Origin of the sequence: Prevotella sp. TF12-30, assembly GCF_003436715.1 — a bacterium.
In the GTDB taxonomy this organism is placed as follows: Bacteria; Bacteroidota; Bacteroidia; order Bacteroidales; family Bacteroidaceae; genus Prevotella; species Prevotella copri_A.
Genome location: NZ_QSQJ01000016.1, coordinates 1 through 25,986 on the forward strand (window position 1 = coordinate 1; position 25,986 = coordinate 25,986).

The window sequence follows — 25,986 nt, forward strand, 5'->3', positions numbered from 1 at the left end:
ACGAAAAGGGTGCGCCATAGACTTATGACACACCCTCTTTAATATTACGGTATGAACTTGTTCTATTCTACAACAATCCAACGTGGATCTCCGTAGTTCTGATACTGAGAACGGAGTGCATTCTTGATGGTGAAGTCGCCCTTGGCAGCATCCTCCCACAACTCTGTTGAAGAAGCGCTCAACTCATCACCTATCTCATAGCCAGAATTCCACTTCATATCGTTGGTATAGAATGTACTGGTTATATCCTGCTGACCCTTCATACTTACACCCTTGATGGTTGTATCGTCTGCAGCATAGAATGGACCAATCAAGCAGTTACTCATGATAACCTTGGTATCTTTGAGCTTGTTGACATCGAACATTGATTTGCCTGTCTGTACGCTGTTGTAGATTGTACAGTGATCCAATGTGATATTCAGTTTCGCCTGTTTGGTATTGATGATAGCACCAGCCTCAACACCTGTGATGGTAGTGTTAGTAATGCTGATGTCTGTAAGCGTCATCTTGGTCTGGTCTTTTGCATTGATCACACCATAGCTACCGATATTGCTGATAACACAGTTGTTGATGCTTACCTTACCCACCTTGCATTCGCTCTTGATGCTCTGGAAGCGGATAACACCACGTGTATTAGAGATATTACATTTCTCCATTTCGATTGCCTCAATGTTATTTGAACCTGAGATGTTCAAAATATAATTGTCTTTCTTGTTTTTGTTGACAAGATTGAGGTTGTAGAAGCGGATAACGCCACGATTTGTATCACTGTCAAACTTAGCACCTACGACGTTGAAGGTTGGTGTATTGTCACCGGCAGCACCCCAGAAGTAAACACTCTTGATATTGGCAGGGATGGTAGGAACCTTGTTCTTTCCGTCTGCGTCAAGTGGTGTCTGGTAGTTCAATCCCTGTGGGAATACGATGACAATCTTGTCGTTCTCGGCATTTGCCATGATGTCGTTGATGTCATCATTCTCAGAAAGAGTGATGATCTGATAGCCCTCTGGGAATGCTTCGTTAGTCTTGAAGCTGTAAGTACCGCGTACTACATCGCCATTCCAGAGCTTCACCTTATATGAAGTGTTAGCCTTCAAGCCTCTGAGAGTAACCAGGCCAGCAGCTACTTCTGCAGCTGTTACATCCTGCTTCACAGAATCCTTGTCCTTGTAGATATAGGCAGCATCAATCTGCTTGCCAGCCTTGAATGCTACATCTGCAGTATAGGTTCCTGGTGTAACATCTGTGATGATCTGCTCAGACTTGGTCTTGAAGCTATACTTATCCAGATACTTCCAGTTGGATGTCTTGCCCTCATCGTTCAAGCCACGCATACGGATGTAGTACTTGGTAGAACCCTGCAGGTCATAGATGGTATCTGGAGTAGAAGTCAATTCCTTGATGATGCTTTTGCCATTGGCGTTTTCAGCAACTTCATTGTTGAGCGTATCAGTACTGATTTCTACGATGTACTTTGTTGTATTTGGCATCTTCTTGAACTCTATGCCTACTCGATCGTCCTGAGGAGTTACACTCAGTGAGGTGGTATGGAAGAGTCGGTCGTAAGATGCATCTACGTCCCAATCATTCTTGTCAGTACAAGAATTGAAAGAGATGGCAGCCAGGAGCGCTGTGGCTCCTAAGCATACCTTTTTAGTTATATTATTGATTTTCATATAATATTCTGTATTTCTGAATTCTTGTTACGATGATTACCAACCGTATGAGTTCTGAAGTGTACCGTTAGAATCGGCGATGGTTGAGTTACCGATAGGCATGATGTAGCGGTTCTTCACCTTTACGTCGTCACCTACGAGACCATCGCTGATAAGAGGTAATGCTGTATTGACAAACTTGTCTGTGCCAGATGTGAGGCTAGCCTTTCCGAATGAATCCTGGCTACCCTGGTAATCGGCAGCAGTCTTGCCTTCTGGCAAACCATACCATGTTACACTGCTCATATCAATCTGAGTCTTTGCCTCATCCTTATAGTTGAAGTAGAGCTTAGTCTGATACTTGCCTGCCTCAAGGTCTGCGATATACTGCTGCTTGAACTCCTTGATCTTCTCAACCAGGAGATTCCAGCGGATCAGGTCGTACTTACGGATTGTTTCACCTGCAAACTCCCATGCATTTTCCTGAACGAGGGCGTCAAAGAAGTTATCTGCAGTCAGAGCATCTACGTATGCGGCAGCCTCTGTTTTGTGGTTTGCATCGAAAGCACGGGTATGTACTTCCTTTAATGCCTCACGGGCTGTAAGACCAGCATCACCGGTATAGTGAGCATCAGGACCACCAGCCAGCTCATTCAAGCACTCTGCGTAGTAGAGCAATACCTGAGAGTAGCGCATCTTGACAGGGTTGATACCTGTTGTGTGCTTAGCAGTAGCCTTCAGGTTGTTTGCAAGCCATGAAGCACCCATCTTGCGGGCATCCCATTTACCGACATAGATTTCGAATGGGTTGTTACCCTTCATATTCTCCTTGGTTACACTGTTGTCGTCATCCTTGATTTCGATATTAGAGCAAGTAATGTCACGACGTGTGTCATTCTTGTCGAATGAATAGAGGAATGGAGCTGTGAGCTTCAGTTTACCTGATGAGTTGCCGTAACCGAACTTGGTTGTAACGCCGCTAAGACGTACGCCAACTGTGTAGCCTAACTCGCCACTTACATTCTCACCCAGAGGAATCTCGAAGAGGTTCTCGTGGTAAGACTGGTCGAGCTTCAACTGGTTTACAAGTTCCCACTCATTCTCGAAAGATGGATTCAGAGAGTGAGTACCATCAGTAATGAGTGCTGTCCAGTGGCTGAGGGCACGCTCAAAGAGAGCCTTGCGCTCTGCTGCACCTGGGCGCTGGGTAGGGTAGGTTGCATCACTGTAAGATGCTGTCTCATATCCATCCTTTGCCTTTTCGCGGATTACATATCCTGCACGGGTCATTGCTATCTGAGCCAAGAGACCATGTGCATAACCCTTGGTTGTATGCTCTGTTGTATAGCCTGTAACCTTGTCAGCCCATGGCAAGTACTCGATAGCCTCGTCGAGGTTGTTCATCAAGGTGTCCAATACTTCATCACGATCTGTCTTTGCCATATATGCATTAGACAAGTCTGACTTACTTGACTCCAACTTCAAAGGAACATCACCGAATGTACGAACCAGGTCGAAGTAAACCATGGCACGCAAGGTAAGAGCCTCACCCAGATAACGCTTCATGGTGTTTACCTCTGATTTGCTGCCTGAGTTGAGCAATGGGCTCTGGCGGATACCCTCAATGCAGAGGTTAGCGTCCTCGATAACCTTATACATGTTGGTCCACACCTTGTCAAGGTTGGTAAAACCAGGATCTACGTTGTAGTTCATCACACCACGATAGTTACCTGTAGCGTGAACGGTGGTATTGTCAAGAGCATCGATGAGCTCGCAGTCGGTATTCAGTCCCATTACGATACTGAAGTCCTGTGCGTATGTACGGTCATCAGACAAGCCACCATATATCTTATTGATTCGCAAACCTGTGTAGTAAGTAGAATTGTACACAGACTCAGTGTTCAGCTCTGATGGTGAAGTCTTATCCAGGAAATCTGAGCAAGACACCATGCTGAGCATACCCATAGTGAGTGCGAATGATGAAATGATCTTCTTCATATCTGTATTTATATTCTGAAAAGATTAATTAAAATGTAACGTTGATGCCACCTACGAATGTGCGGCTCTTTGGATAAGCTGCATAATCGATACCTGGGCACATTGGGTTGTTCTTGCTGCTTGTATCAACCTCAGGGTCGTAGCCCTTGTAGCCGGTGATGCAAAGCAAGTTGTAACCGGTAAAGTAGATTCGTACATTGCTGATGTGCAATGGAGCAATCCATTTCTTAGGGAATGTATAACCTACTGTTACATTCTGCAAGCGAAGGAATGAAGCATCCTCTACAGCATAATCAAGAATGACCATCTGTGATACGGCTGCTGGGTTCCAGATAGACTTGCCCTGGTTGAGCTCGTTCAACTTGTTCATCACGCCTTCTGTACCACCATACTGGGCGATGATGGTAGAACTTACGCTTTTACCGAGGTTCAAACCTGTTGCAGGATCAATCCATGTATAATGATTCTCAAGACGGAAATCATCTACGAGGTTGTACTTCTTGTTTGAACCTGAATAGAATGAGTTTGCCAACTTGGTACCATTCACAATCTTGTTTCCAAGAGAGTAATTGAAGAAGACATTGAAGTCGAAGTTACCTACGTGTCCATCGAATCCGAAACCACCAGTAGTTGTAGGAACGGTATTGCCAAGACGTTGCTTCAATGGTTTGCCATCCTCATCGCACTCTACCTTTGGACTACCAGGATAGAGACCGCCGAAGAGGGAAGAGCTGTTGTCTTTTACGCCATCAGCCAAAGCCCACTTACCTGTACCGAGGAGAACGAGATCGCCTGTTCCTGTTGCTGCATCATAAACTGTGTAGAAACCATTGGTCTTGTAACCCCAGAGTTCGCCAAGACGACCGCCCTTCTCGATACGGAAGTCTTCGTACTTAGAGATGGTTGAACCACTCCAGTTACTGCTCTGCCATGAACCTTCGCCAGCCAGGTCCTTGATGCTGTTCTTGTTGTAAGATACATTGAAGTTGAAATTCAAACCGAAGTTCTTCTTGTCAACGATCACAGCATTGAGAGCCAATTCCACACCCTTGTTTTCGGTCTTGCCGAAGTTCTGGAACTGATAGCTATAACCAGTGTTTGAAGGGATGGTTGTACGCATCAGCAAGTCCTTGGTTGTATTCCAGTAGAAATCCAGAGTACCATTGATGCGGCCATTGAAGAAACCGTAGTCGATACCGAAGTTACGGGTTACTGTTGTCTCCCACTTCAAGTCTGGATTGTAGAGATATGAGCCATGCTCGAGCATATCGGCACGGTTCTCCGCCCAGAATGGTGGCTTTGCGGTGTTGCTAGCCATAGAGTATGTGGTAGAAAGCAGACCTGAGTTGATACGGTTGTTACCCGCAGTTCCGAAGCTCAAACGAGCCTTCAAGTTAGAGAGCCAGCTGGAAGTGCTCTTCATAAATGCCTCATCAGAAACACGCCATGCCAAAGCCAGAGATGGGAAGAGACCCCAACGGTGATTCTTTCCGAATTTGCTGGAACCATCGGCACGCATGGTGAATGTTGCCAGATACTTGTCTGCAATAGTATAGTTCACACGACCGAAGAAAGAGAGAATGTTCTCTTCTGCCTTGATGTCACTCTCATTGTTGAGAGGAGTACCTGCTGCTGTATTTGCCAAAACCTCCTGGATAGTCATAGAGGTTGGATATGCTACAGATGTGCTGGTACGTGAAACATCCTGACTGCTGCTCCACTCCTGACCCAAAAGTACATTGAGGTGGTGGTTATTGAACAACTTGGTATTGTCGTATGTTACTGTATTTGCATTACGCCAGTTCTTGTTCTGCAAACGAATGAACTGTGACTGTGGCTGACCATTGAAACCATACTTTGAGTTGGTTGTTGCATTAGAACCCCAAACCTGATCGGTATTGTTGTACTTCCAACCATAGCCGAACTCACTACGGAAAGTCAAACCCTTGAATGGCTTCCAGTTCAAACCTACGTTGTAGTTCTGTTGGAAACGCTCCTGATATTTATAGGTATCAGTGATACGCTCTACAGGGTTGCGCTCAACAGATGTTGAGTTTTCTTCATCCTCATCAGCGTCTGTGAGTGGATAAACTGGCCAGAACTTTACGGTGTTGGCTACAGTAGAGTTAGCAGCATTGCTTTCATTAGTGTCGGCACCACCATTCAAGCCATCAAGTTTGGTATAAGCCATACGGGCATTGAAGTCGAGAGTCAACCACTTGTTCAAGTTGGCGTTGATCTTGGCATTTACATTGTTCTTTGCATAGCCAGAACCAAGCATGATGCTCTTCTCATCGTTATGAGAGAAACCTACATTATACTTAATGTCCTTGGTACCACCGCTTACGCTTACATTATACTGCTTCTGGTTACCAGTTCGTCCGAATACCTCATCCTGATAGTCAGTACCCTGTACAGACTTCCAGATGTCGAGATCGTCGTAGTCACCATAGTTTGTTGCTCCGTTCTCAAAGAGAGCGTATGCAAAGTTGTAAGGATCGAGAGTCTTGATCAGTTTAGTTACCTTCTTCAATCCGAAAGATGCGTTGAAGTTTACCTGAGTCTTACCTTCAGAACCGCTCTTGGTTGTTACGATGATGACACCGTTGGCACCACGAGCACCATAGATGGCAGTAGAAGAAGCATCCTTCAAGACATCGATGCTCTGAATTTCGCTAGGAGCGATGTCGCTGATAGAGCTTACTGGGAAGCCGTCAACGATGTAGAGAGGTGAGTTGTCCTGTGAAAGGGAACCACCACCGCGCACGCGAATCTTAACGTCTGCATCTGGTGAACCTTCAGATGTGGTGATGTTTACACCTGCCATCTTACCAGTCATCGCCTCGCTTACGTTAGATACCGGAATGTTAGCAATCTGCTTGTCGCTGATAGATGAGACAGAACCCGTAAGGTCCTTCTTTCTAACAGTACCATAACCGATTACTACAACATCATTGAGGGTTGTGTTGTCATCCTCAAGCTTGATGTCGATTGTTTCTTTACCTGCAACGCTTACTTCCTTCGCTTTCATACCAATGTATGAAACCTTCAGTTTCTTGCTCTTGCCTTTTAAGCTCACTGTGAAATTACCGTCAATGTCGGTCACGCCACCATTGCCAGCTACACCTACCTCCATGACAGATGCGCCGATGATTGGCTCGCCCGTATTGTCAGTAACAACACCCTTTACAGTTTGCGCAGAGACGCTTGTTACCATGAACATGAGCGCGCCTGCAAGCGCAATTTTCTTTCTGTTATAATTACCAGACATACACTTATAGGTTAGATTTATACTATGTTTGTTTATTATCTGTTTGTTTATTCTTTGATTTTGTATTTTTAAGTAGAAAACTATTGGCAATTTGGAAAACAAATTGTATTGTGACCTAGTTGCATTGTTAGTTTCTGTGTGCAAATATATTAAAAATAATTGGATTACATTTACTTTTGTTGGGAAAATCGTACGTAAACGTTTTCTTTTTTGCGTTTTTTATTGTGAAATTCTTTGAAGGAATAGGTATGAGCTAAATTAAAGTAATGCGTCCTAAAAGAACAAATGTATCGTCTTACTGATTATTTTTGACGATTTTGTTCTTTTAGGACGCGTCACTTTTTTATTTCACAGCCAGTCCCTGCTGTTCCATCTCCAGGCTTGCCCAGATGAATGGACCTACACCTTTGGCGTCATTTTCGCGGATAGGCTCGCTGATGTAATACTCGAAACTGCCATCACGCTTGAAGTTTGGCTTCTTGACGTATGGACCAGGGCCAGGACCCAGACCGCTTACTTCGCAGCAGCGTGTCAGACTGATAGTCTTGTCTGGATTAACCTTGATAAACTCCTTGATGATTCCATTATATGCCTTGACACCCGCATCACGGAACTTCTCGCTGAGATAGCCCTTGCGATAGCCCTTCAGCAGAACGTAGGTAAACATACTGGATGCAGTACTCTCCAGGTAGTTGCGAGGATCCTTCACATCCATCACGTCATACCATACACCTGTCTTCTTATCCTGATACTTCAGTACGCTCTCCATTGCCTTGTTCAAGAGAGCAATTACTTCGCCTCGGCGTGCATAGTCTTCAGGCATAGCCTCCAGACACTCGGTCATTGCCATCACGTACCATCCCAAAGCTCTTGCCCAGGTGTGCTGGCTCTTGCCGTTTTCCTTGTCTGCCCAGAACTGCTGATGAGTCTCGTCCCAGGCGTGCTTCCAGAGTTGAGTCTTCTCATCGTATGTGCGATAATCGGTTTTGATGATCTGATCTACGGCATCGTCTAGAATCTTCTTCGCCTTCTTTGGCTTGAGGTTCTGTACGGCATAGTTGCAGTAGAAAGGCAAGCCCATGAAGATTCCATCTAGCCAAACCTGATTGGCATAGATAGCCTTGTGCCAATATACGCCTTCCTTGGTGCGAGGCTGGTTCTGGAGTTGCTTGAAGAGGGTCTTCAGTGCCTGCTCATTGCCCTTGGTAGGGAAGAGGTTCTGCATGCGGAGGATAAACTTGGCTGTGCGTACATTGTCGAGATTGAAATCCTCGTACTTGTAGCCGGTGATGTTACCCTTCTCATCTATCATCTTTGCCGGATATTCCTTCAGATATTCGAGGATGCGGTCGTGGTTGGCTGCATCTCTTTTCTCCTTATAATATAAATAGGTGTCGAGCATACCTTCCATCTCGATTCCCATCACATAGCTCCAGCGTGGCTTCTTTGGACTGAAGTCGAGGTTATAAGGGTGAGGGGTGCGCTGCATTTCGCTATGGGTAAGCCACTCGGAGTAAGTCTGGTAAGGGCGATCTTCCTTGTTGAGTACAAGCGATCCGTTGATGGTGAGGTTGTCAAACTTCACGTTCTTGGTCTTGCCGGTAATCTTCACCGGCTCTTTCTGAACACCGTTGAAGTTACAGTTCTTCACTGAAATGTCGCTTACGTTCTCTACCTCGTTTCTACCAATGATGAGCACGCCATAGTTGCTCTTTTGGCAAGTTACATCTTCTACGCTTACATTCTTTACGGTAGGTTCGAATCCGCGGTAGCAGATTTCCTTTGGCTCATAGTCGAGATTGATTTTTACTACAGCTTCCTTGCACTGACCGACTGTAATCTTGCGCATGTTGATGTTCTGGATTATGCCACCACGACAGTTGTTGGTCTTGATGCGGAGAATGCGTTCAAGATGCGGTGAGTCCATTACGCAGTTTTCTGCATACACGTTCTCACATCCTCCTGAAATCTCAGAACCTATCACTACACCACCATGTCCATCTTCCATCTTGCAGTTGCGGATGATGATGTTTCTGGATGGTTGGTTCCAAAGTCTGCCATCGTTGTTGCGGCCACTCTTGATGGCGATACAGTCGTCACCGGTATGGAAGAGGCAGTTCTCTATGAGTACATTCTCGCAAGCCTCTGGGTCGCAGCCGTCTCCGTTTGGACCTTCATTGTAGATGGTTACACCGCTTACCGTGATGTTCTTGCAGAGTAATGGGTGGATGACCCAGAATGGTGAGTTGAGCAGCGTTACATCTTTAATAAGGATGCGCTCGCTGCGTACGAAGTTGATGAGCTGTGGGCGAAGACCCTGTCCGAGTCCAAACTTGCGCTGGTCGAACTCCACTCCGTCTTCAGCCTGCTTGAGGAGCTTGGCACGAGAGCCTAGATTCTGAGCCTCCTTAGTGATTCCCTCTTTGTAGCCGAACATAACCTTGCCTACCATCGGCCACCAGGTTTCGTTGCTTCCGCCGCCATCAATGGTTCCCTTACCGGTAATGGCGATGTCTGTAGCCTTGTATGCGTAGATGCATGGCGAGTAGTTCCAGCATGCCAGTCCTTCCCAAGAGGTGCGAACCAATGGGTAGAGCTTGGTATCGAATACAAAGTGGAGGGTTGCTCCCTCTTCCAGAGAAAGCTCTACATGACTTTTCATTTCGATGGCTCCAGTGTTCCAGGTACCTTTAGGAATGATAACCTTTCCGCCGCCCTTCTTGGATACGAGGGCGATGAGGCGGTTGATGGCTTTCTGGTTTTGAGCCGCCGGGTTGGTCACTTTAGCGCCAAACTTCGAAATGTCGTACTTCTTAGCCGTAGTTTCGAGTTTCGGCAACTGAATGCTCTGCTCAATACGCTTGTATTCTTCGTCGTTCCATCCTGATGCATAAGTACATACAGGAATGAGCAAAGCCAATAGTAATGTCTTGAATAATCGGTTCATTGCTTGTTTCAGAGATTAATGAATAAAAATTTTGTTTGTTGTATTTGGTTGCAAAGATACATAAAAAAAATATATTTCCGATAGTTTTTTAGTTAAAAATTTGGCTGTTCTAACAAAAAAGTGTATCTTTGCGGTGAAATTTAACATTATTAATACTTCAAATAAAGATTCGCCTATCGATTTAGACATTTACTTAATGATAAAATAAGGATTAAGAAATGAGAAAACTCAATCAAATGACAGATGAAGAATTGGCCTTGGCTTACGTCGAGGGCGACAATAAGGCTTTTGACCTATTGCTGTCCCGCTGTGAGGTAAAGCTGTTTTCTTACATTCTCTTTGTCGTACATGATGAAGAGCTGGCGAACGATATATTTCAGGAAACTTTCGTAAAGGCGATTGTCAAACTTCAAGAAGGGCAATATTCGCCTAATGGTAAGTTTGTCTCATGGCTTATGCGTATAGCTCACAATGTAATTGTCGATGGCTATCGTGATGCCAAAAATCTGCTTTTTACCGACCAGCATAACGATAATGATCTTTCTCGTCTGAAGGGAGATGCTGTGACGGATAGTTTTGTGGAGAAGGAAATCGTGCGCAACCAGGTGTTGAGCGATGTGAGACGGTTGGTGGATTTTCTGCCTCCTAACCAGCGGGAACTCATATATATGAGATTCTATCAGCAGTTGACTTTCAAGGAGATTGCTGAATTGACGAATGTGAGTATCAATACGAGTCTGGGACGTATGCGTTATGCGCTTCATAACCTACGTCGTATGGCGAAGGACTATCACATCAGCTTGCAGCTTGACTAAACTTTCCGCTGTTTTATCAGCGGGAAGTTTAATCTTCTTGCTACTTCTATATCGTTGGTTCAGGGCGTATTGGGTAATTTCAACCATACAGGTCGAAATTCTTTAGTCCTCTTCCTTTTTCAATTCTTTCAGATTGTGAATAGTTGCACAAGGATCTGAACTCTTGAAGACGTAGCTGCCACTCACCAGTACATCGGCTCCAGCCTGTACGAGTCGTGGGGCAGTTTCACCCTGTACACCACCATCTATCTCGATAAGTGCATGGCTGCCGCTCTCCTTGATGAGCTTACGTAGGCGATGTACCTTCTTGATGGTGTTTTCTATAAACTTCTGTCCGCCGAATCCAGGGTTCACGCTCATCAGCAGCACCATATCCACATCGCAGATGATATCTTCCAGGACATTTACAGGAGTAGAAGGATTGAGTGTTACGCCAGCCTTCATACCAGCAGCATGAATCTGCTGGATAGTACGGTGTAAGTGAGTGCATGCCTCGTAGTGCACATTCATCATCATGGCACCAATCTTGGCGGTTTGCTCAATGTATTGCTCTGGGTGTACAATCATAAAGTGTACATCGAGAGGTTTGGTGCAAACTTTTGCCACGGCTTCCAATACAGGAAAACCGAAGGAGATGTTGGGCACGAATACACCATCCATAATATCCATGTGGAGCCAGTCTGCTTCACTCTTATTGATCATTTCTACATCGCTCTTCAAGTCAATGAAATTGGCTGAGAGGAGAGAAGGGGAAACCATTGTCTTCATCTTTATTTCTTTACTTTGATTATATGTTGCAATCAGTTGATGAAATACGCCTTGCAAGATTCATTCTTCTTGAATGCGCGATAAGTGTAAGCCATCTGTTTGATGAAATAGATGGTCTTGGCAGATGGTCTCATCTCTTCGGAAGTAAATAAATGCTTCATAGGCATATTTTTTATGAATTGATTAATACTATGCTGTTTCTGATTGGCATCGGTTATGGGAATGATTCCTCATCATGATGCTTATATATTCATAAACGATGACCTTGTGGTTTTATTATATCTGGTGCTTATATTTTTTTGTGAATAGTACTCCGATTACTTATATATAATAAGGTGTAAGGGGAAAAAGAAAGAGAAAAATAAGAAGAAAATAACTTTTTTCTGTTAAAATGATTATTTTTTAGATAAAAAGTTTGCTATTTTGTAGAAAAAGTGTAATTTTGCAATCGATTAGTTGTAGTGACTATGCCAGTAACAAATTATAATTAAAAGAAACAAAATAAAAAATTAAAAATATGATGAACTCGTTTGTATCTACAGCATGGTGGTGGCGTAACTCAAGATCTAGAAAGTCGTGAGTCGAGTACCCGTGTGGATGCAAATCCAAATATACTAAGGGCCTGCCGTAACTTACGACAGGCCCTTTTTACATATCTGGGGAGTTTCGGAAAATGATTCTTACTTGAAAGAGTATTAACAAAATAAAAATATATAGGAGAACAGGATTATGGAAATGAAGAATATCTTGAACAGAATGTTGAACCACGAGGAGTTGACCCGTGAAGAGACCAAGAATATTATCCTGGGAATTACTCAGAGTGAGTTTCCCGAGGAACAGATTACAGCCCTGCTTACTGGTTTGCAGATGCGCGGTGTGACTGTAGATGAACTTCTCGGTTTCCGTGATGGTATTTTGGAGACTGGTGTTCCTGCCATTCTCAATTGTGACCGATATATCGATGTTGTAGGAACTGGTGGTGATCGCAAGAATACTTTCAATATCTCTACTACCTCTTGTTTCGTCATTGCTGGTGCAGGATATAAGGTGGCTAAACATGGTAACTTCGCTGCAACTTCGGTGAGTGGTGCTTCCAATGTTATCAAGAATCACGGAGTACAGTTTACTGATGATCTTGATAAACTCAACCGTTCTCTCGATGAGGCTGGAATCGTTTATCTTCACGCTCAGCTTTTCGCCAAGGCAATGAAGTTTGTGGGTCCTATCCGCAAGGCACTTCAGTTTCCTACCGTCTTCAATCTCCTGGGACCTTTGGTTAATCCTAGTCAGCCAAAATGCCAGTTGCTCGGTGTTGCCAACCTCGACCAGATGCGTCTCTATAATCAGGTTTACCAGAAAATCGGCATAGATTACGGAATCGTAAACAGTATTGATGGTTATGATGAAATTTCACTTACCAGTGATTTCAAGGTTACTACCAACAATTACGAGAGAATCTTCAAACCACAGGACCTGGGCTTCGGGATTGCCAAGCCTGAAGAGGTAAGAGGCGGAGCTACCGAGCAGGAGGCAAAAGATATTTTTGATGCAGTGCTCGAAAATCGTGCCCTGCCAGCGCAGAAGAATATCGTGCTCGCCAATGCAGCCTTCGGCATCCAGGTGATGGAGAAGGGAAAGAAGAGCATCGATGAATGCGTGGAGATTGCACGCGAAAGCATTGATTCTGGAAAGGCTCTTGCTACATTCAAGAAATTCGTGGAACTCAATAGTTAAGGAAAATGGATATTTTAGAAGAAATCATCGCTCACAAGAGAATCGAGATAGAACAGCGTAAACGCTTTATCCAACCCCGCCAGATGATTACCCTCACTGAGCAGAAGATGCAGGAGGATGAAGGATGTGTTCCGGGTGGAAGCATGAAGGAAGCGTTGATGAAGTCGGAGACTGGAATCATCGCAGAGTTCAAGCGTAAATCTCCTAGCAAAGGATGGATCAAGGAAGAGGGAAAGGCCAGTATCATTCCTCTAAGCTATCAGCAGAATGGGGCAACGGCGCTGAGTATCCTCACAGACATAGATTACTTTGGTGGCTATGATGAGTTTATCCAGGAGGCTCGCCATGTAGGTGTAACTCTACCTATATTATATAAGAACTTCGTGGTAGATGAATATCAGCTCTTGCAGGCTCGATATTGTGGAGCTTCGGCGGTGTTGCTGATTGCTGCCTGTCTTTCCAAGGAAGAATGCAGAAATCTGATGCGAATGGCTCATCAGCTGGGATTGGAGGTTCTTTTGGAAATGCATGGCGAACGTGATTTCGAATATGCAGAGTTGGAACCGGATATGTACGGAATCAATAACCGCAACCTCGGAACCTTTGTGACGGATGTGGAAAACAGTTTCCGACTGTCTGAAATGCTTCCGAAAGATGTATGCAGAGTGAGTGAGAGTGGAATCTCTCAGCCCCAGACTGTTCTTAGATTAAGAGAAGAAGGTGGATTCAGGGGGTTCCTGATGGGTGAGCAGTTTATGAAACAGGCTGAGCCTGGAGAGGCGCTCGCTCAATTTATCAATCAATTAAAATCATAGGCAGATGTTAGTAAAGGTTTGTGGAATGCGTGAGCCTGAGAATATAGAAAAGGTGGCTCAGCTAGGGGTGGATATGATGGGATTCATCTTCTACCCAAAGTCACCGAGATTCGCTTCTCAATCTGTGGATCGAACGGCTGCAGATAAGAATGTTTGCAGAGTGGGTGTCTTTGTCAATGAATCTGCTGGATTGATTTCTGATAAGATTCATCTGTTTGATTTGAATGCCGTGCAGTTGCATGGAAATGAGAGCCGCGAACTCTGTGAACTGCTTCATAAGCAGAATGGCTTGTTGAAAGTTATCAAGGCTATCAGCGTTTCCACAGCCGGGGATATCCAGAAATATAAGGAATACGTTGGCGCTGTTGATTACTTCCTTTTCGATACCAAGTGTAAAACGGTGGGTGGAAGTGGTCAGCAGTTTGATTGGCAGGTTTTGGAGAATTACGATGGTGATGTTCCATTCATCTTGAGTGGTGGAATAGGGCCGGAGGATGTAGAGAGAGTCAGGAACTTCCATCATCCAAAGTGCATCGGAATCGATCTGAATTCGAAATTCGAGTTGAAGCCGGGCTTAAAGGATGTGGAGAAGTTGAATACATTTCTTGAAAATATAGAAAACAAAGAGATAAAAAAAGAGTATTATGAATAAGATAAATGCATTGTTTGCAAACAATAAAGACCGCAAGCTTTTGAGCTTGTATTTCTGCGCAGGTTGCCCAACCCTCGAAGGAACGGGTGATGTGATTAAGGCGATGGAGCGCAAGGGAATAAATATGATAGAGGTAGGAATCCCGTTCAGTGATCCTCTGGCAGATGGACCTGTCATTCAAAGTGCTGGTACTAAGGCTTTGAAGAATGGAATGACCGTAAAGAAGCTCTTCGCTCAGTTGAAGGCTATCAAGAATGAAGTGCAGTTGCCACTCGTGCTGATGGGCTATCTGAATCCTATCATGCACTACGGAATTGAGGAATTCTTCCAGAGTTGTGTAGAAAGTGGTGTGAGTGGAACTATCATTCCTGATCTTCCATTTGATGATTATCTGAAAGTGGTAAAGCCTATTGCTGACAAATATGATATCCGCGTTATCATGATGATTACCCCAGAGACAAGTGAGGAGCGTATCCGATTCATCGACGAACATACTGACGGCTTTATCTATATGGTCAGCTCTGCCAGCATTACGGGCGCCCAAAGTAGCTTCGGCGATGCTAAGTTGGCTTATTTCAATCATATCAATGGGATGAATCTCCGTAATCCTCGTATGATTGGTTTCGGAATCAGTAACAAGCAGACTCTTACGAGTGCACTGGATAACGCAGCTGGTGCCATCATTGGTAGTAAGTTTGTGACATTACTCAATGAAGTAGGCAATCCAGACCAGGCACTCGACCTGCTTTTCGAAGCATTGAAAAAATAATTCAACCTTTTAATTTTATAGGAAAGATGTATCAAGTTGACGATAAAGGATTTTTTGGAAAATTCGGAGGAGCTTATGTTCCTGAGATTTTATATAAGTGTGTAACTGAGCTTCAGGAGGCTTATAAGCCTATCATAGAGAGCGAGGAGTTCAAAAAAGAGTATTATGCGCTCCTGAAGGATTATGTTGGCCGCCCTTCACCTCTTTACTTTGCGAAGAGAATGAGCGAAAAGTATGGATGCCAACTCTATCTGAAGCGTGAGGATCTGAATCATACCGGTGCGCACAAGATTAACAATACCATCGGTCAGATTCTGATGGCAAAGAAGATGGGTAAAACGCGTATCATCGCCGAAACCGGTGCCGGACAGCATGGTGTTGCAACTGCCACCGTCTGTGCCTTGATGGATATGAAGTGTGAAATCTTTATGGGTGCTACCGATGTGGAGCGCCAGCATACCAATGTGGAACGTATGAAGATGCTGGGTGCCAAGGTGAATCCTGTCCGTACGGGCAATATGACTTTGAGTGATGCATGCTCAGAGGCTATCCGCGACTGGTGCTGTCATCCACAAGATACTTTCTATATCGTAGGTTCCACGATGGGACCTCATCCTTATCCTGATATTGTGGCTAAGATGCAGAGCGTAATCAGTGAGGAGCTGAAATGGCAGTTGGAAGAGAAGATTGGTCGCGATTATCCTGATTACCTCATCGCTTGTGTTGGTGGCGGTAGCAATGCTGCAGGCACCATCTATCATTATATCGATGATGAACGGGTTCAGATCTATCTGGCTGAGGCTGCCGGTCATGGTATTGATACCAATTACACGGCTGCAACCATGCATTGTGGTACAGAGGGAATCATTCACGGTGCCCGTACGCTTGTGATGCAGACAGAGGATGGACAGATTGAGGAAGCCTTTACCATCAGTGCCGGTTTGGATTATCCGGGTATTGGACCTATGCATGCAGACTTGGCAACAAGAGGCAGAAGTCATGTACTTGCCATCAAGGATGATGAGGCTATCTATGCCGGTTACGAACTGACTCGTATGGAGGGCATCATACCTGCCATTGAAAGTGCTCACGCTGTGGCTGCCTTGAAAAAAATGAAGTTCAAGAAGGATGACGTGGTAGTATTGACCGTTTCTGGTCGTGGTGACAAGGATGTAGAAACCTATTTGAGCCATAAGGAAATGGCTGGAGAATATGGAAATTTCTAAAGTATTTTAAAGCTTTTGCCCTTTCAGGGCGACAGGCTTACACTCATTACTACCCAGGGTGTTACCATGGGCTAGGAGCTTCAGCCCTTTCAGGGCGTGTGGGTGTAATTAGTTAAAGTTCAATCAATAAGAAAAAATGGCTAAGTTTAATTATACGACAGTAACTCGCACGATTCTCGCCGACCTCTATACGCCTGTGGGAGTTTATATGCGATTGAGAGATATTTACCCCCAGTCGGCTCTGATGGAGAGTAGCGACTACCATGGTTCTGAGAATTCCCGTTCCTTTATAGGTGTACATCCATTGGCTAGCATTGCCGTGAGTCATGGAGAGGTTATCAAGACTTATCCTGATGGCAGTGTTGAAAAACAGCAACTTCCAGCTTTTGGCGAAGGAAAGGGAGAAGATTGTAAGCTCGCCATTTCGAAAGCTTTCAATGAGTTCATCCAGAGTTTCCATGTAGAGGGAGAGGGAAAGAATTTCTGTGGACTTTATGGATTCACGACCTTTAATGCAGTACGCTACTTCGAGAATATCCCTGTAAAGGATACCACGATGGCAAAGAATGATGCGCCGGATATCTATTATATTATGTATAAGGACATCATCGTGTTCGATCATTTCAATAATACGATGCAACTTATCGCTTTGAGCGAACGGTATGGCGAAGAGGAAACCGCTGATGATGATCAGGCTTTTGAGGCAAATAGGGCTATCGGCAATGCTGAGTTGGATGCATTGATGAAGGCGGTGAACAAGGCAAATGTGAAGCCTTATGATTTCCATCCGGTAGGCGAAACAACCTCTACTCTTACTGATGAGGAGCACAAGGCGAATATTCGCAAGTGTATCCAGCATTGTATGCGTGGCGATGTGTTCCAGATTGTGGTGAGCCGAAGATTTGTGCAGCGTTACGAGGGGGATGACTTCAAGCTCTACCGTGCCTTGCGTAGCATCAATCCATCACCTTATCTCTTCTATTTCGATTTTGGTGGCTTCCGTATCTTCGGTTCTTCACCTGAAACTCATAATCGTATTGTAGGAGAGAAGGCTTTCATTGATCCTATTGCAGGAACGACCCGCCGAACGGGTGATATGGAACAGGATAGAAAGGCTGCAGAATTCCTCCGTAATGACCCAAAGGAGAATGCAGAACATGTCATGCTTGTGGATTTGGCACGAAATGATTTGAGCCGTAACTGCCATAATGTGAAGGTGGATTTCTATAAGGATATGCAATTTTACAGTCACGTGATTCATCTGGTGAGCCGTGTGAGCGGAACATTGGATCAGAATGCTGACCATATTAAGGAATTCATTGATACTTTCCCTGCTGGTACCTTGAGTGGTGCGCCTAAGGTGAGAGCGATGCAGATTATCTCTGAATTGGAGCCTCACAATCGTGGTGCTTATGGTGGATGTATCGGATTCATAGGACTGAACGGCGATTTGAATCAGGCTATTGTAATTCGTACCTTTATCAGCCGTAATGGCGAACTCTGGTTCCAGGCTGGAAGTGGAGTTGTGGCGAAGAGCAACGACCAGTATGAGTTGGAAGAGTGTAATAATAAACTAGGAGCTTTGACTAAGGCAATTCATATTGCTGAGAAGCTTTAGGTAGTGAAAAATGAAGAACGAAGAGTGAAGAATTCATGTGCTTCAAGTAAACATTAAACTCTAAACATTAATAAGATGAAAATAGTAATCATAGATAACTACGACTCTTTTACCTATAATCTTGCCCATTTGGTAAAGGAGTTGGATGCTGAAGTGACGGTGTTCCGTAACGATCAGTTTCAGTTGTCGGAGCTTGACCGTTTCGACAAGATCATATTGAGCCCAGGACCAGGTATTCCTTCGGAGGCTGGACTTCTGATGGATGTGATCAGGAAATATGCAGGCAGAAAACCGATGCTGGGAGTTTGTCTAGGTCATCAGGCTATTGGTGAGGCTTTTGGTGCTAAACTAACCAATCTCTCTGAGGTTTATCATGGAGTAGCTACACCTTGTACTCAGTTTGGTAACGATCCTATTTTTGAAGGATTGCCTAAGCGTATCGAGATTGGCAGATATCATTCCTGGGTAGTAGATAAAAGTGGTTTTCCTGATTGCCTGGATATTACGGCTGTAAGTGATGATGGTCAGATCATGGGTCTCAAGCATAAGAATTATGATATTCGAGGCATTCAGTTTCATCCTGAAAGTGTGCTGACACCTGATGGGAAAAAGATGATTCAGAATTGGTTAGAGCTTTAGTCCTTTGGGGCTAAAGCTTTTTCTTTGCATCTTGAAATGTGTGATGTTGCGATGATTGTTAAAAAAAAAGAGTTTGATGTCCTGAAGGACACCAAACTCTTTTTTACTTTTTATATAATGAACTCTAATAAGAGAACATATAATCAAATATTATAAATCCCAAGCTACAGCACTTGCACCAAGTACAGCTGCAGAACTGCCATCAAGAGTAGAAACAAGGAACTTAGCCTTGCCCTTGTAAATCTTGAGCACGTTCTTGTCGTAAGCTTCCTTCAAAGGCTTCATCAAGAGGTCACCTGCCTTGGTGAGACCACCGAAGAATACGAATGCCTCAGGAGCTGAGAATGCTGCGAAGTTAGCGCAAGCTTCACCCAGCATCTTGCCAGTGAAGTCGTAGATGCGCTTGGCCAAAGCATCACCCTTGCTGGCAGCAACGCTGACATCGTAAGAGGTAATCTTCTCTGGATCCATCTCGCGGAGCAAAGAAGGCTCATCGCTTGTTTCCAGGAACTCACGTGCGGTGCGAGCTACACCTGTAGCAGAGCAATATGTCTCCAAACAGCCTCTTCTACCGCAGCCGCAAACACGACCAGCCTCGCCTGGAACCATGATAACATGACCTAACTCACCTGCGAAACCATCGCTTCCATAGAGCATCTGACCATTGATGACAATACCAGAACCTACACCTGTACCGAGGGTAATATCAATGAAGTTCTTCATTCCACGAGCAGCACCATAGGTCATTTCTCCAAGTGCAGCTGCGTTGGCATCGTTAGTAAGAGCTACAGGAATACCGAGAGCTTTGCTGAACATATCAGCCAAAGGTACAACGCCATCGTGAGCCCAAGCCAAGTTTGGAGCAAACTCGATAGCACCCGTATAGAAGTTTCCATTAGGAGCACCAATACCCATTGCCTTGATCTTTTCGATACCGCCTACGGTCTCGATGATTGGCTGGAGTGCCTCTACAGATGCCTTTACATAGTCATCTACCTTATCATAACCACCAGTTTTGATAGCTGTTGTTGCCTTGATTTCGCCACGAGCATCAACGATTCCGAACACAGAATTAGTACCGCCGAGGTCTAAACCAATAACGTACGGTTTTAATGTATTTTCAGTCATGTTACTTTTTTAATTAGTTAGAATTGTTTATTTATGCTGCAAAGATAATGAATCCTTTTGAAAATATCAACTTTTTCTTGTATAAAAAAGTATAATTTTAGAAGTTTTGGGCAAAAATATTGCAAATGTGCCCTTTTTTTTGTAACTTTGCCCGCTGTTATAGAATAATGTACGAAAAATGAGTTTAGCATTTCCAATAGAGATAAACATCCTTGACTTTATATTCAAAGGAATTATCATCGGAGTGATTGCCTCTGCCCCTATGGGGCCTGTAGGCATTCTTTGTATTCAGCGTACGCTCAACAAGGGACGCTGGTTTGGGTTCGTCACGGGCATTGGTGCTGCGTGCAGTGATATCGTATATGCACTCTTCACGGGTCTAGGTATGAGTTTCGTGATGGACTTTGTGAATAATGCGCAGAACAAGTTCTACCTGCAGATTTTCGGTAGTGTATTGCTGCTGGTGTTCGGAATCTATTGTTTCAAGAGTGATCCGATGAAGAATATGCACAAGTCGAGCAATAAGCAGGGTACTTTATGGCATAATGGAATAACGGCTTTCCTGGTTACCTTGAGTAATCCGCTCATCGTATTTCTCTTCATGGCTACCTTTGCACAGTTTGCCTTTGTGGTTCCGGATATGCCGATAGAAATGGGAGTGGGATATCTGAGTATTATGTTTGGTGCCTTGTTGTGGTGGTTTGGACTCACTTGGCTCGTCGATAAGATCAGAGGTAAGTTTGATACTAATGGAATCCTTATCATCAATAAAGTGATAGGAAGTATCGTGATTATTTTCTCGATCATCGCTCTTTTTGGAACGATGTTTAATCTTTATCATTTACCAGAATTTTAAGTTATGTTTGTAGCACAGAAATTAAGAAAAGAAAGTATTGCAGAATACCTTTTATATATGTGGCAGATAGAGGATATCATCCGTGCCTACGGATGCTCGCTGCCGGTGATTAAGAAAAACTATATCGAACGGTTCGATTTCACTCCTGAGCAGAAAGACGAGGAACTCGATTGGTTTGGAAATCTTATTCGTATGATGAATGAAGAAGGTAAGCGTGAGAGTGGGCATCTTGATATTAATAGAGTGTTATTGCAGGATGTCATCGATCTGCACGGCAGACTCCTTCAGAGTTCGAAGTTCCCTATTTACAATGCTGAGTATTACAAGGTGTTGCCTTTTATTGTAGAGTTGCGAAACCGTGGTGATAAGGATATTAATGAGGTTGAGACCTGTCTTGATGCACTTTACGGAGTAATGATGCTCAGATTGCAAAAGAAGGAGATTACCCCTGAAACCGAGAAAGCTATCAAGGAAATCTCAATCTTCGTAGGATTGCTCAGTGATTATTATATCAAGGATCGTACTGAAGGCTTGAAGTTTGAAGATGACGATATGTAATCTGCTGGCGTAACAAGTGTTTTTTAGTAATTAGAGAGTAGTATTTATTTTTTTTTAGGATATACATATTATAATATATATTATTGATGAAAGAGATTGAAAGAAGAAGAACGTTTGCCATCATTTCGCACCCTGATGCTGGTAAGACAACATTGACCGAGAAGTTCCTGCTCTTCGGTGGACAGATTCAGGTGGCTGGTGCCGTTAAAAACAATAAGATTCGTAAGACAGCAACTTCCGACTGGATGGATATTGAGAAGCAGCGTGGTATTTCCGTATCAACTTCTGTGATGGAGTTCGATTATCTGCCTGCTGGTCAGAGTGGCGAGCCTTATAAGGTAAACATTCTTGATACTCCGGGTCACCAGGATTTCTGTGAGGATACTTATCGTACTCTCACCGCGGTGGACTCTGCTATCATCGTAGTCGATTCGGCTAAGGGTGTTGAGGCGCAGACCCGTAAGTTGATGGAGGTGTGCCGTATGCGCAATACTCCTGTTATCATCTTTATCAATAAGATGGACCGTGAGGGTCGTGACCCATTCGATGTTCTTGATGAGTTGGAGGAAGAGTTGAAAATTTCAGTTCGCCCTTTGTCTTGGCCTATCGGTCAGGGGGCTCGCTTCAAGGGAGTTTACAATATTTATGAGCATCAGCTCAATCTTTTTACACCTAATAAACAGCGTGTTACTGAGAAGGTTGAGGTAGATATTCAGTCTAAGGAACTTGATGAGCGAGTAGGTGAGCGAGAGGCAAATCAGTTGCGCGAAGAACTGGAGTTGGTGGATGGTGTTTATCCAGAGTTCGATGTGGAGACCTATCGTTCAGCAGAAGTGGCACCGGTATTCTTTGGTTCTGCCTTGAACAACTTCGGTGTGCAGGAACTTTTGGATTGCTTCGTGCAGATTGCTCCATCACCAAAGCCTACCAAGGCAGAGGAGCGTATGGTGGAACCGGAGGAGCCTAAGTTTACTGGTTTTATCTTCAAGATTACTGCAAATATCGACCCTAACCACCGTTCATGTATTGCATTCTGCAAGATTTGTTCTGGTAAGTTTGTGCGCAACCAGCCTTACTACCATGTACGTCTCGACAAGACCGTACGTTTCTCTTCACCTACCCAGTTTATGGCGCAGCGTAAGAGTACAATCGATGAGGCCTATCCTGGCGATATCGTTGGTTTGCCAGACAACGGCATCTTCAAGATTGGTGATACTCTGACTGAGGGCGAGAAGATTCACTTCCGTGGATTGCCATCGTTCTCTCCACTTCTCTTCAAGTACATCGAGAACGATGACCCAATGAAGAGCAAGCAGTTCCAGAAGGGTTTGGAGCAGTTGATGAACGAGGGTGTGGCACAGTTGTTCATCAACCAGTTCAATGGTCGTCGCATCGTGGGTACCGTCGGTCAGTTGCAGTTCGAGGTTATCCAGTATCGCTTGGAGAACGAGTACAATGCCAAGTGCCGTTGGGAGCCTGTTCATTTGCATAAGGCATGTTGGATTGAGGCTGACGATGAGAAGGAATTGGAGAACTTCAAGAAGCGTAAGTATCAGTATATGGCAAAGGATATTGAGGGACGCGATGTGTTCCTCGCCGATTCTGGCTATGTGTTGAGTATGGCTCAGCAAGACTTCGAACATATCAAATTCCACTTTACATCGGAATTCTAAAATAACAAAAGAATGATGGATGAAGAGTTATCAGAATACAAACAAGGCAGGATAGAAAGATTCGTTGTTTGGCAGAAGGAACATATTTCCGACCGCCAGATGACCCTTATCCTTGCTTTTGTGATAGGTTTGCTCGCTTCTGTAGCAGGTTTCTTCCTGCATGGTATCGTGCATGAAATACAGTTGCTGCTTACTTCCGGGTTCCAGCAGAGCAGTTATAATCTGCTCTTCCTGCTTTTCCCTATCATTGGTATTTATCTTACCTCACTTTTTATCAAGTATGTGGTGAGGGACAATATTTCGCATGGTATTACCCGTGTGCTTTACGCCATCTCGACCAAGAACTCCCGACTAAAAGGACATAACTGCTGGTCTTCGGTGGTAGCTTCTGGTATTACCATTGGTTTCGGTGGATCTGTTGGAGCTGAGGCACCTATTGTGCTTACCGGTTCTGCTATCGGTTCTAATCTGGGACAGATTTTCCGTATGGATAAGAAGACCATGATTCTGCTGGTGGGCTGTGGAGCCAGTGCTGCTATTGCAGGAGTCTTCAAGGCTCCAATTGCAGGACTTGTCTTCACCCTCGAGGTACTGATGGTTGATCTTAGTATGGCTTCACTTCTGCCAATCCTTATCAGTTGTGTCACTGCTACCTGTTTTACCTATATCTTTATGGGTGACAGTTCGCTTTTCGATTTTACTCTTACCAATCCATGGGAGTTGAATCGTACGCCAGCATGTATCCTGTTGGGTATCTTCTGTGGTTTGATGAGTCTTTACTTTATGCGCACGATGTCATGGTGTGAGGGGCTTTTTGCCAAGATGAAGAATCATCCTTATTGTAAGTTGGTTTTTGGTGGACTCATTCTCAGTTCGCTCATTTTCCTTCTTCCTTCTCTTTATGGAGAGGGATATTCGGCAGTAAATGTGCTTCTTAAGGGACAGAATGAGGCAGAGTGGGGGCAGGTGATGAACCGTTCTCTTTTTTCAGGTCATCAGAATCTGTTGATTCTCTATATCGGCTTGGTGACCTTTACCAAGGTTTTTGCCACTTCGGCTACCAATGGTAGTGGAGGATGTGGTGGAACCTTTGCTCCTTCTCTTATCATCGGTGGATTTGCAGGTTTCTTCTTTGCCAGACTCTGGAATGTTTACGAGGTAGGTGTTTATGTACCCGAGCAGAATTTCACCTTGATGGGAATGGCAGGACTGATAACGGGCGTGATGCATGCTCCACTTACCGGTATTTTCCTTATCGCCGAACTTACAGGTGGTTATCAGCTTTTTATGCCACTTATGATTGTGTGCATATCTTCGCTCCTTACCATCAGTATCTTTGAGAGCCATAGTATCTATGCCTTGCGTTTGGCTAGAGAGGGCAAACTTCTCACGCATCATATTGATCGTGCAGCGCTCACTCTGATGAGTATGCAGAGCTTGGTTGAGAAGGATTATCATCCAATCAAGGAAGATTTGCCGATGGAAAAACTGGTGAGCGAGATTAGTCGAAGTAATAATAACTTCTTGCCTGTGCTCGATGAAGCGGGTGTCTTGCTGGGAGTTATCGATATTACTAAGATTCGTCATATCATATTCCGAACCGAACTCTATAAGCATTTCAAGGTAAAACAGCTTATGTTGCAGCCTTCTGCCGTAATTAGCGAGAATGAGAGAATGGATGAGGTGATGCAGAAGTTTGATAAGACTGATGCTGCACAGTTGCCTGTAGTAGATATTAATGGCGTGCTGAAGGGCTATATCAGTCGTACCAAGGTGTATGAAGTATATCGACACATTGTGGCAGATATATCTGCAGAGTAATAATATTAATAATGAACAGTATGACAAAGAAAGATTTAAGAATCATATTTATGGGAACCCCAGAGTTTGCTGTGGAATCCCTCAAGCGCCTTGTAGAGGGCGGCTACAATGTGGTGGCTGTGGTTACGCAGCCTGATAAGCCTGTGGGCAGACATCAGGACACTTTGCAGCCTTCTCAGGTGAAGCTGTATGCTGTAGAGCATGGACTGCCAGTGCTTCAGCCTGTGAAGATGAAGGATCCCGATTTCCTGGAACAACTTAAGAGTTATCAGGCAGACTTGCAGGTAGTGGTGGCATTCCGGATGTTGCCAGAGGTTGTATGGGCAATGCCAAAGTTTGGTACCTTTAATGTTCACGCTGCCTTGTTGCCACAGTACCGCGGTGCAGCTCCTATCAATTGGGCTGTTATCAATGGTGAGACAGAGACGGGTGTTACTACCTTCTTCCTCGATCATGATATAGATACAGGTCGCATTATCATGCAGAAGCGTTTCCCTATTCCTGACGAGGCGAATGTAGAGTATGTATATGATGGATTGATGCATTTAGGTGCTGAAATTGCTTTGGAAACCATCGATCAGCTGATTGCATCAGATGGTAATATTTCGAGCATTGCTCAGGAAGAATTCATCGGTGAAGGTGTAGAGCTCAAGTCTGCTCCTAAAATTTTCAAGGATACTTGCTGTATTGATTTCCACAAGCCTGCTAAACAGGTACACGATTTCATACGTGGTCTCTCACCATATCCGGGTGCCTGGACCTATATCAAGAAGAAAGATGCTGTGAAAGAGCAGGTGCTTAAGATTTTCAAGACTACAGTTAGCGAAGACTCGCGAGGTATGGCACCTGTAGGATGTTTCAGAATAGAAGACGGACATTTGCAGATAGCTTGTATCGACCATTGGCTCAATATCTATGAGTTGCAGCTTGCAGGTAAAAAGCGTATGGAAGCTTCTGCCTTCCTCAATGGAATGAAGGATATTGCATACTACGAATGTCAGAAAGCACCAGATTCTGATGCTGGATTACGGTAATTTAGATTT

General features: G+C 44.3%; 20 protein-coding genes. 13 read left to right on the forward strand and 7 right to left on the reverse strand.

Annotated elements, in window-relative coordinates; all coding sequences use genetic code 11:
* Positions 1–62 precede the first annotated feature (62 nt).
* The 4 genes from DXD25_RS07760 to DXD25_RS07775 all read right to left on the reverse strand — a co-directional run bounded on the left by DXD25_RS07760 (position 63) and on the right by DXD25_RS07775 (position 9,871).
* A complete protein-coding gene (locus DXD25_RS07760) occupies positions 63–1,676 on the reverse strand; it encodes a DUF5123 domain-containing protein (RefSeq protein ID WP_117662689.1) in 1,614 nt (537 codons plus the stop codon).
* A gap of 36 nt (positions 1,677–1,712) precedes the next feature.
* A complete protein-coding gene (locus DXD25_RS07765; RefSeq protein ID WP_117662690.1) occupies positions 1,713–3,653 on the reverse strand; it encodes a RagB/SusD family nutrient uptake outer membrane protein in 1,941 nt (646 codons plus the stop codon).
* A gap of 28 nt (positions 3,654–3,681) precedes the next feature.
* Positions 3,682–6,924, reverse strand: a complete 3,243-nt coding sequence (locus tag DXD25_RS07770; protein ID WP_117662691.1) for a TonB-dependent receptor — start codon at positions 6,922–6,924, stop codon at positions 3,682–3,684.
* A 343-nt stretch (positions 6,925–7,267) separates the two neighbouring features.
* On the reverse strand, positions 7,268–9,871 hold the full coding sequence (locus DXD25_RS07775) for a glycoside hydrolase family 88 protein (protein WP_117662693.1): 2,604 nt from the start codon (positions 9,869–9,871) through the stop codon (positions 7,268–7,270).
* Positions 9,872–10,089: 218 nt separating this feature from the next.
* Between DXD25_RS07775 and DXD25_RS07780 the strand changes: the two genes are divergently transcribed.
* Entirely contained in the window at positions 10,090–10,686 is a 597-nt protein-coding gene (locus DXD25_RS07780; protein WP_117662695.1) for a sigma-70 family RNA polymerase sigma factor, read from the forward strand.
* A gap of 102 nt (positions 10,687–10,788) precedes the next feature.
* Here the strand turns inward: DXD25_RS07780 and rpe are convergent, their stop codons facing one another.
* Positions 10,789–11,454: a ribulose-phosphate 3-epimerase gene (gene rpe / locus DXD25_RS07785; RefSeq protein ID WP_117662697.1), complete on the reverse strand. Its 666-nt coding sequence runs from the start codon at positions 11,452–11,454 to the stop codon at positions 10,789–10,791.
* 32 nt (positions 11,455–11,486) lie between these two features.
* Complete coding sequence (locus tag DXD25_RS17455; RefSeq protein WP_254918927.1) at positions 11,487–11,615, reverse strand: hypothetical protein; 129 nt, start codon at positions 11,613–11,615, stop codon at positions 11,487–11,489.
* Positions 11,616–12,183: 568 nt separating this feature from the next.
* Between DXD25_RS17455 and trpD the strand changes: the two genes are divergently transcribed.
* From trpD to DXD25_RS07820, 7 genes are all read left to right on the forward strand, one after another.
* Positions 12,184–13,188, forward strand: coding sequence for an anthranilate phosphoribosyltransferase (gene trpD / locus DXD25_RS07790; protein WP_176425571.1), 1,005 nt, complete (start codon positions 12,184–12,186; stop codon positions 13,186–13,188).
* A 5-nt stretch (positions 13,189–13,193) separates the two neighbouring features.
* The gene (gene trpC, locus DXD25_RS07795) at positions 13,194–14,003 is read left to right on the forward strand and encodes an indole-3-glycerol phosphate synthase TrpC (protein WP_117662699.1); all 810 of its coding nucleotides are present in this window, start codon (positions 13,194–13,196) and stop codon (positions 14,001–14,003) included.
* Between the two features lie 4 nt (positions 14,004–14,007).
* Positions 14,008–14,655, forward strand: a complete 648-nt coding sequence (locus DXD25_RS07800) for a phosphoribosylanthranilate isomerase (RefSeq protein WP_117662701.1) — start codon at positions 14,008–14,010, stop codon at positions 14,653–14,655.
* Positions 14,648–15,424 carry a tryptophan synthase subunit alpha gene (gene trpA / locus DXD25_RS07805; RefSeq protein WP_117662703.1) on the forward strand — a complete coding sequence of 259 codons (777 nt, stop codon included), beginning with the start codon at positions 14,648–14,650 and terminating at the stop codon, positions 15,422–15,424. Before DXD25_RS07800 ends, trpA begins: the two co-directional genes overlap by 8 nt.
* Positions 15,425–15,450: 26 nt before the next feature.
* Positions 15,451–16,650, forward strand: a complete 1,200-nt coding sequence (gene trpB / locus DXD25_RS07810; protein WP_117662705.1) for a tryptophan synthase subunit beta — start codon at positions 15,451–15,453, stop codon at positions 16,648–16,650.
* Positions 16,651–16,786: 136 nt separating this feature from the next.
* Positions 16,787–18,268: an anthranilate synthase component I family protein gene (locus tag DXD25_RS07815; RefSeq protein WP_117662707.1), complete on the forward strand. Its 1,482-nt coding sequence runs from the start codon at positions 16,787–16,789 to the stop codon at positions 18,266–18,268.
* A 75-nt stretch (positions 18,269–18,343) separates the two neighbouring features.
* Positions 18,344–18,907, forward strand: a complete 564-nt coding sequence (locus DXD25_RS07820; RefSeq protein WP_117662709.1) for an aminodeoxychorismate/anthranilate synthase component II — start codon at positions 18,344–18,346, stop codon at positions 18,905–18,907.
* 150 nt (positions 18,908–19,057) lie between these two features.
* Here the strand turns inward: DXD25_RS07820 and DXD25_RS07825 are convergent, their stop codons facing one another.
* Positions 19,058–20,035, reverse strand: a complete 978-nt coding sequence (locus tag DXD25_RS07825) for an ROK family protein (RefSeq protein WP_089544243.1) — start codon at positions 20,033–20,035, stop codon at positions 19,058–19,060.
* 178 nt (positions 20,036–20,213) lie between these two features.
* Here DXD25_RS07825 and DXD25_RS07830 point away from each other — a divergent pair, with 178 nt between their 5' ends.
* From DXD25_RS07830 to fmt, 5 genes are all read left to right on the forward strand, one after another.
* Complete coding sequence (locus tag DXD25_RS07830) at positions 20,214–20,891, forward strand: LysE family translocator (protein WP_089544242.1); 678 nt, start codon at positions 20,214–20,216, stop codon at positions 20,889–20,891.
* A gap of 3 nt (positions 20,892–20,894) precedes the next feature.
* Positions 20,895–21,449 (forward strand): DUF4924 family protein, encoded by a 555-nt coding sequence (locus DXD25_RS07835; protein WP_117662710.1) that lies wholly within the window; start codon positions 20,895–20,897, stop codon positions 21,447–21,449.
* An 86-nt stretch (positions 21,450–21,535) separates the two neighbouring features.
* Positions 21,536–23,122, forward strand: a complete 1,587-nt coding sequence (locus DXD25_RS07840) for a peptide chain release factor 3 (RefSeq protein ID WP_117662712.1) — start codon at positions 21,536–21,538, stop codon at positions 23,120–23,122.
* A 15-nt stretch (positions 23,123–23,137) separates the two neighbouring features.
* Positions 23,138–24,943 (forward strand): chloride channel protein, encoded by a 1,806-nt coding sequence (locus tag DXD25_RS07845; RefSeq protein ID WP_117662782.1) that lies wholly within the window; start codon positions 23,138–23,140, stop codon positions 24,941–24,943.
* Positions 24,944–24,963: 20 nt separating this feature from the next.
* Complete coding sequence (fmt, locus tag DXD25_RS07850) at positions 24,964–25,977, forward strand: methionyl-tRNA formyltransferase (RefSeq protein WP_117662784.1); 1,014 nt, start codon at positions 24,964–24,966, stop codon at positions 25,975–25,977.
* The last annotated feature ends 9 nt before the right edge of the window (positions 25,978–25,986 follow it).

Coding starts and splice junctions, on each gene's coding strand:
- rpe (WP_117662697.1), bottom strand. CDS start 11,454: ATGAAGACAATGGTTTCCCCTTCTCTCCTCTCAGCCAATTTCATTGAC.
- fmt (WP_117662784.1), top strand. CDS start 24,964: ATGACAAAGAAAGATTTAAGAATCATATTTATGGGAACCCCAGAGTTT.
- DXD25_RS07800 (WP_117662701.1), top strand. CDS start 14,008: ATGTTAGTAAAGGTTTGTGGAATGCGTGAGCCTGAGAATATAGAAAAG.
- DXD25_RS07770 (WP_117662691.1), bottom strand. CDS start 6,924: ATGTCTGGTAATTATAACAGAAAGAAAATTGCGCTTGCAGGCGCGCTC.
- DXD25_RS07775 (WP_117662693.1), bottom strand. CDS start 9,871: ATGAACCGATTATTCAAGACATTACTATTGGCTTTGCTCATTCCTGTA.
- DXD25_RS07825 (WP_089544243.1), bottom strand. CDS start 20,035: ATGACTGAAAATACATTAAAACCGTACGTTATTGGTTTAGACCTCGGC.
- trpA (WP_117662703.1), top strand. CDS start 14,648: ATGAATAAGATAAATGCATTGTTTGCAAACAATAAAGACCGCAAGCTT.
- DXD25_RS07760 (WP_117662689.1), bottom strand. CDS start 1,676: ATGAAAATCAATAATATAACTAAAAAGGTATGCTTAGGAGCCACAGCG.
- DXD25_RS07830 (WP_089544242.1), top strand. CDS start 20,214: ATGAGTTTAGCATTTCCAATAGAGATAAACATCCTTGACTTTATATTC.
- DXD25_RS07845 (WP_117662782.1), top strand. CDS start 23,138: ATGGATGAAGAGTTATCAGAATACAAACAAGGCAGGATAGAAAGATTC.
- DXD25_RS07815 (WP_117662707.1), top strand. CDS start 16,787: ATGGCTAAGTTTAATTATACGACAGTAACTCGCACGATTCTCGCCGAC.
- DXD25_RS07835 (WP_117662710.1), top strand. CDS start 20,895: ATGTTTGTAGCACAGAAATTAAGAAAAGAAAGTATTGCAGAATACCTT.
- trpB (WP_117662705.1), top strand. CDS start 15,451: ATGTATCAAGTTGACGATAAAGGATTTTTTGGAAAATTCGGAGGAGCT.
- DXD25_RS07840 (WP_117662712.1), top strand. CDS start 21,536: ATGAAAGAGATTGAAAGAAGAAGAACGTTTGCCATCATTTCGCACCCT.
- DXD25_RS17455 (WP_254918927.1), bottom strand. CDS start 11,615: ATGAAGCATTTATTTACTTCCGAAGAGATGAGACCATCTGCCAAGACC.
- trpC (WP_117662699.1), top strand. CDS start 13,194: ATGGATATTTTAGAAGAAATCATCGCTCACAAGAGAATCGAGATAGAA.
- DXD25_RS07765 (WP_117662690.1), bottom strand. CDS start 3,653: ATGAAGAAGATCATTTCATCATTCGCACTCACTATGGGTATGCTCAGC.
- trpD (WP_176425571.1), top strand. CDS start 12,184: ATGGAAATGAAGAATATCTTGAACAGAATGTTGAACCACGAGGAGTTG.
- DXD25_RS07780 (WP_117662695.1), top strand. CDS start 10,090: ATGAGAAAACTCAATCAAATGACAGATGAAGAATTGGCCTTGGCTTAC.
- DXD25_RS07820 (WP_117662709.1), top strand. CDS start 18,344: ATGAAAATAGTAATCATAGATAACTACGACTCTTTTACCTATAATCTT.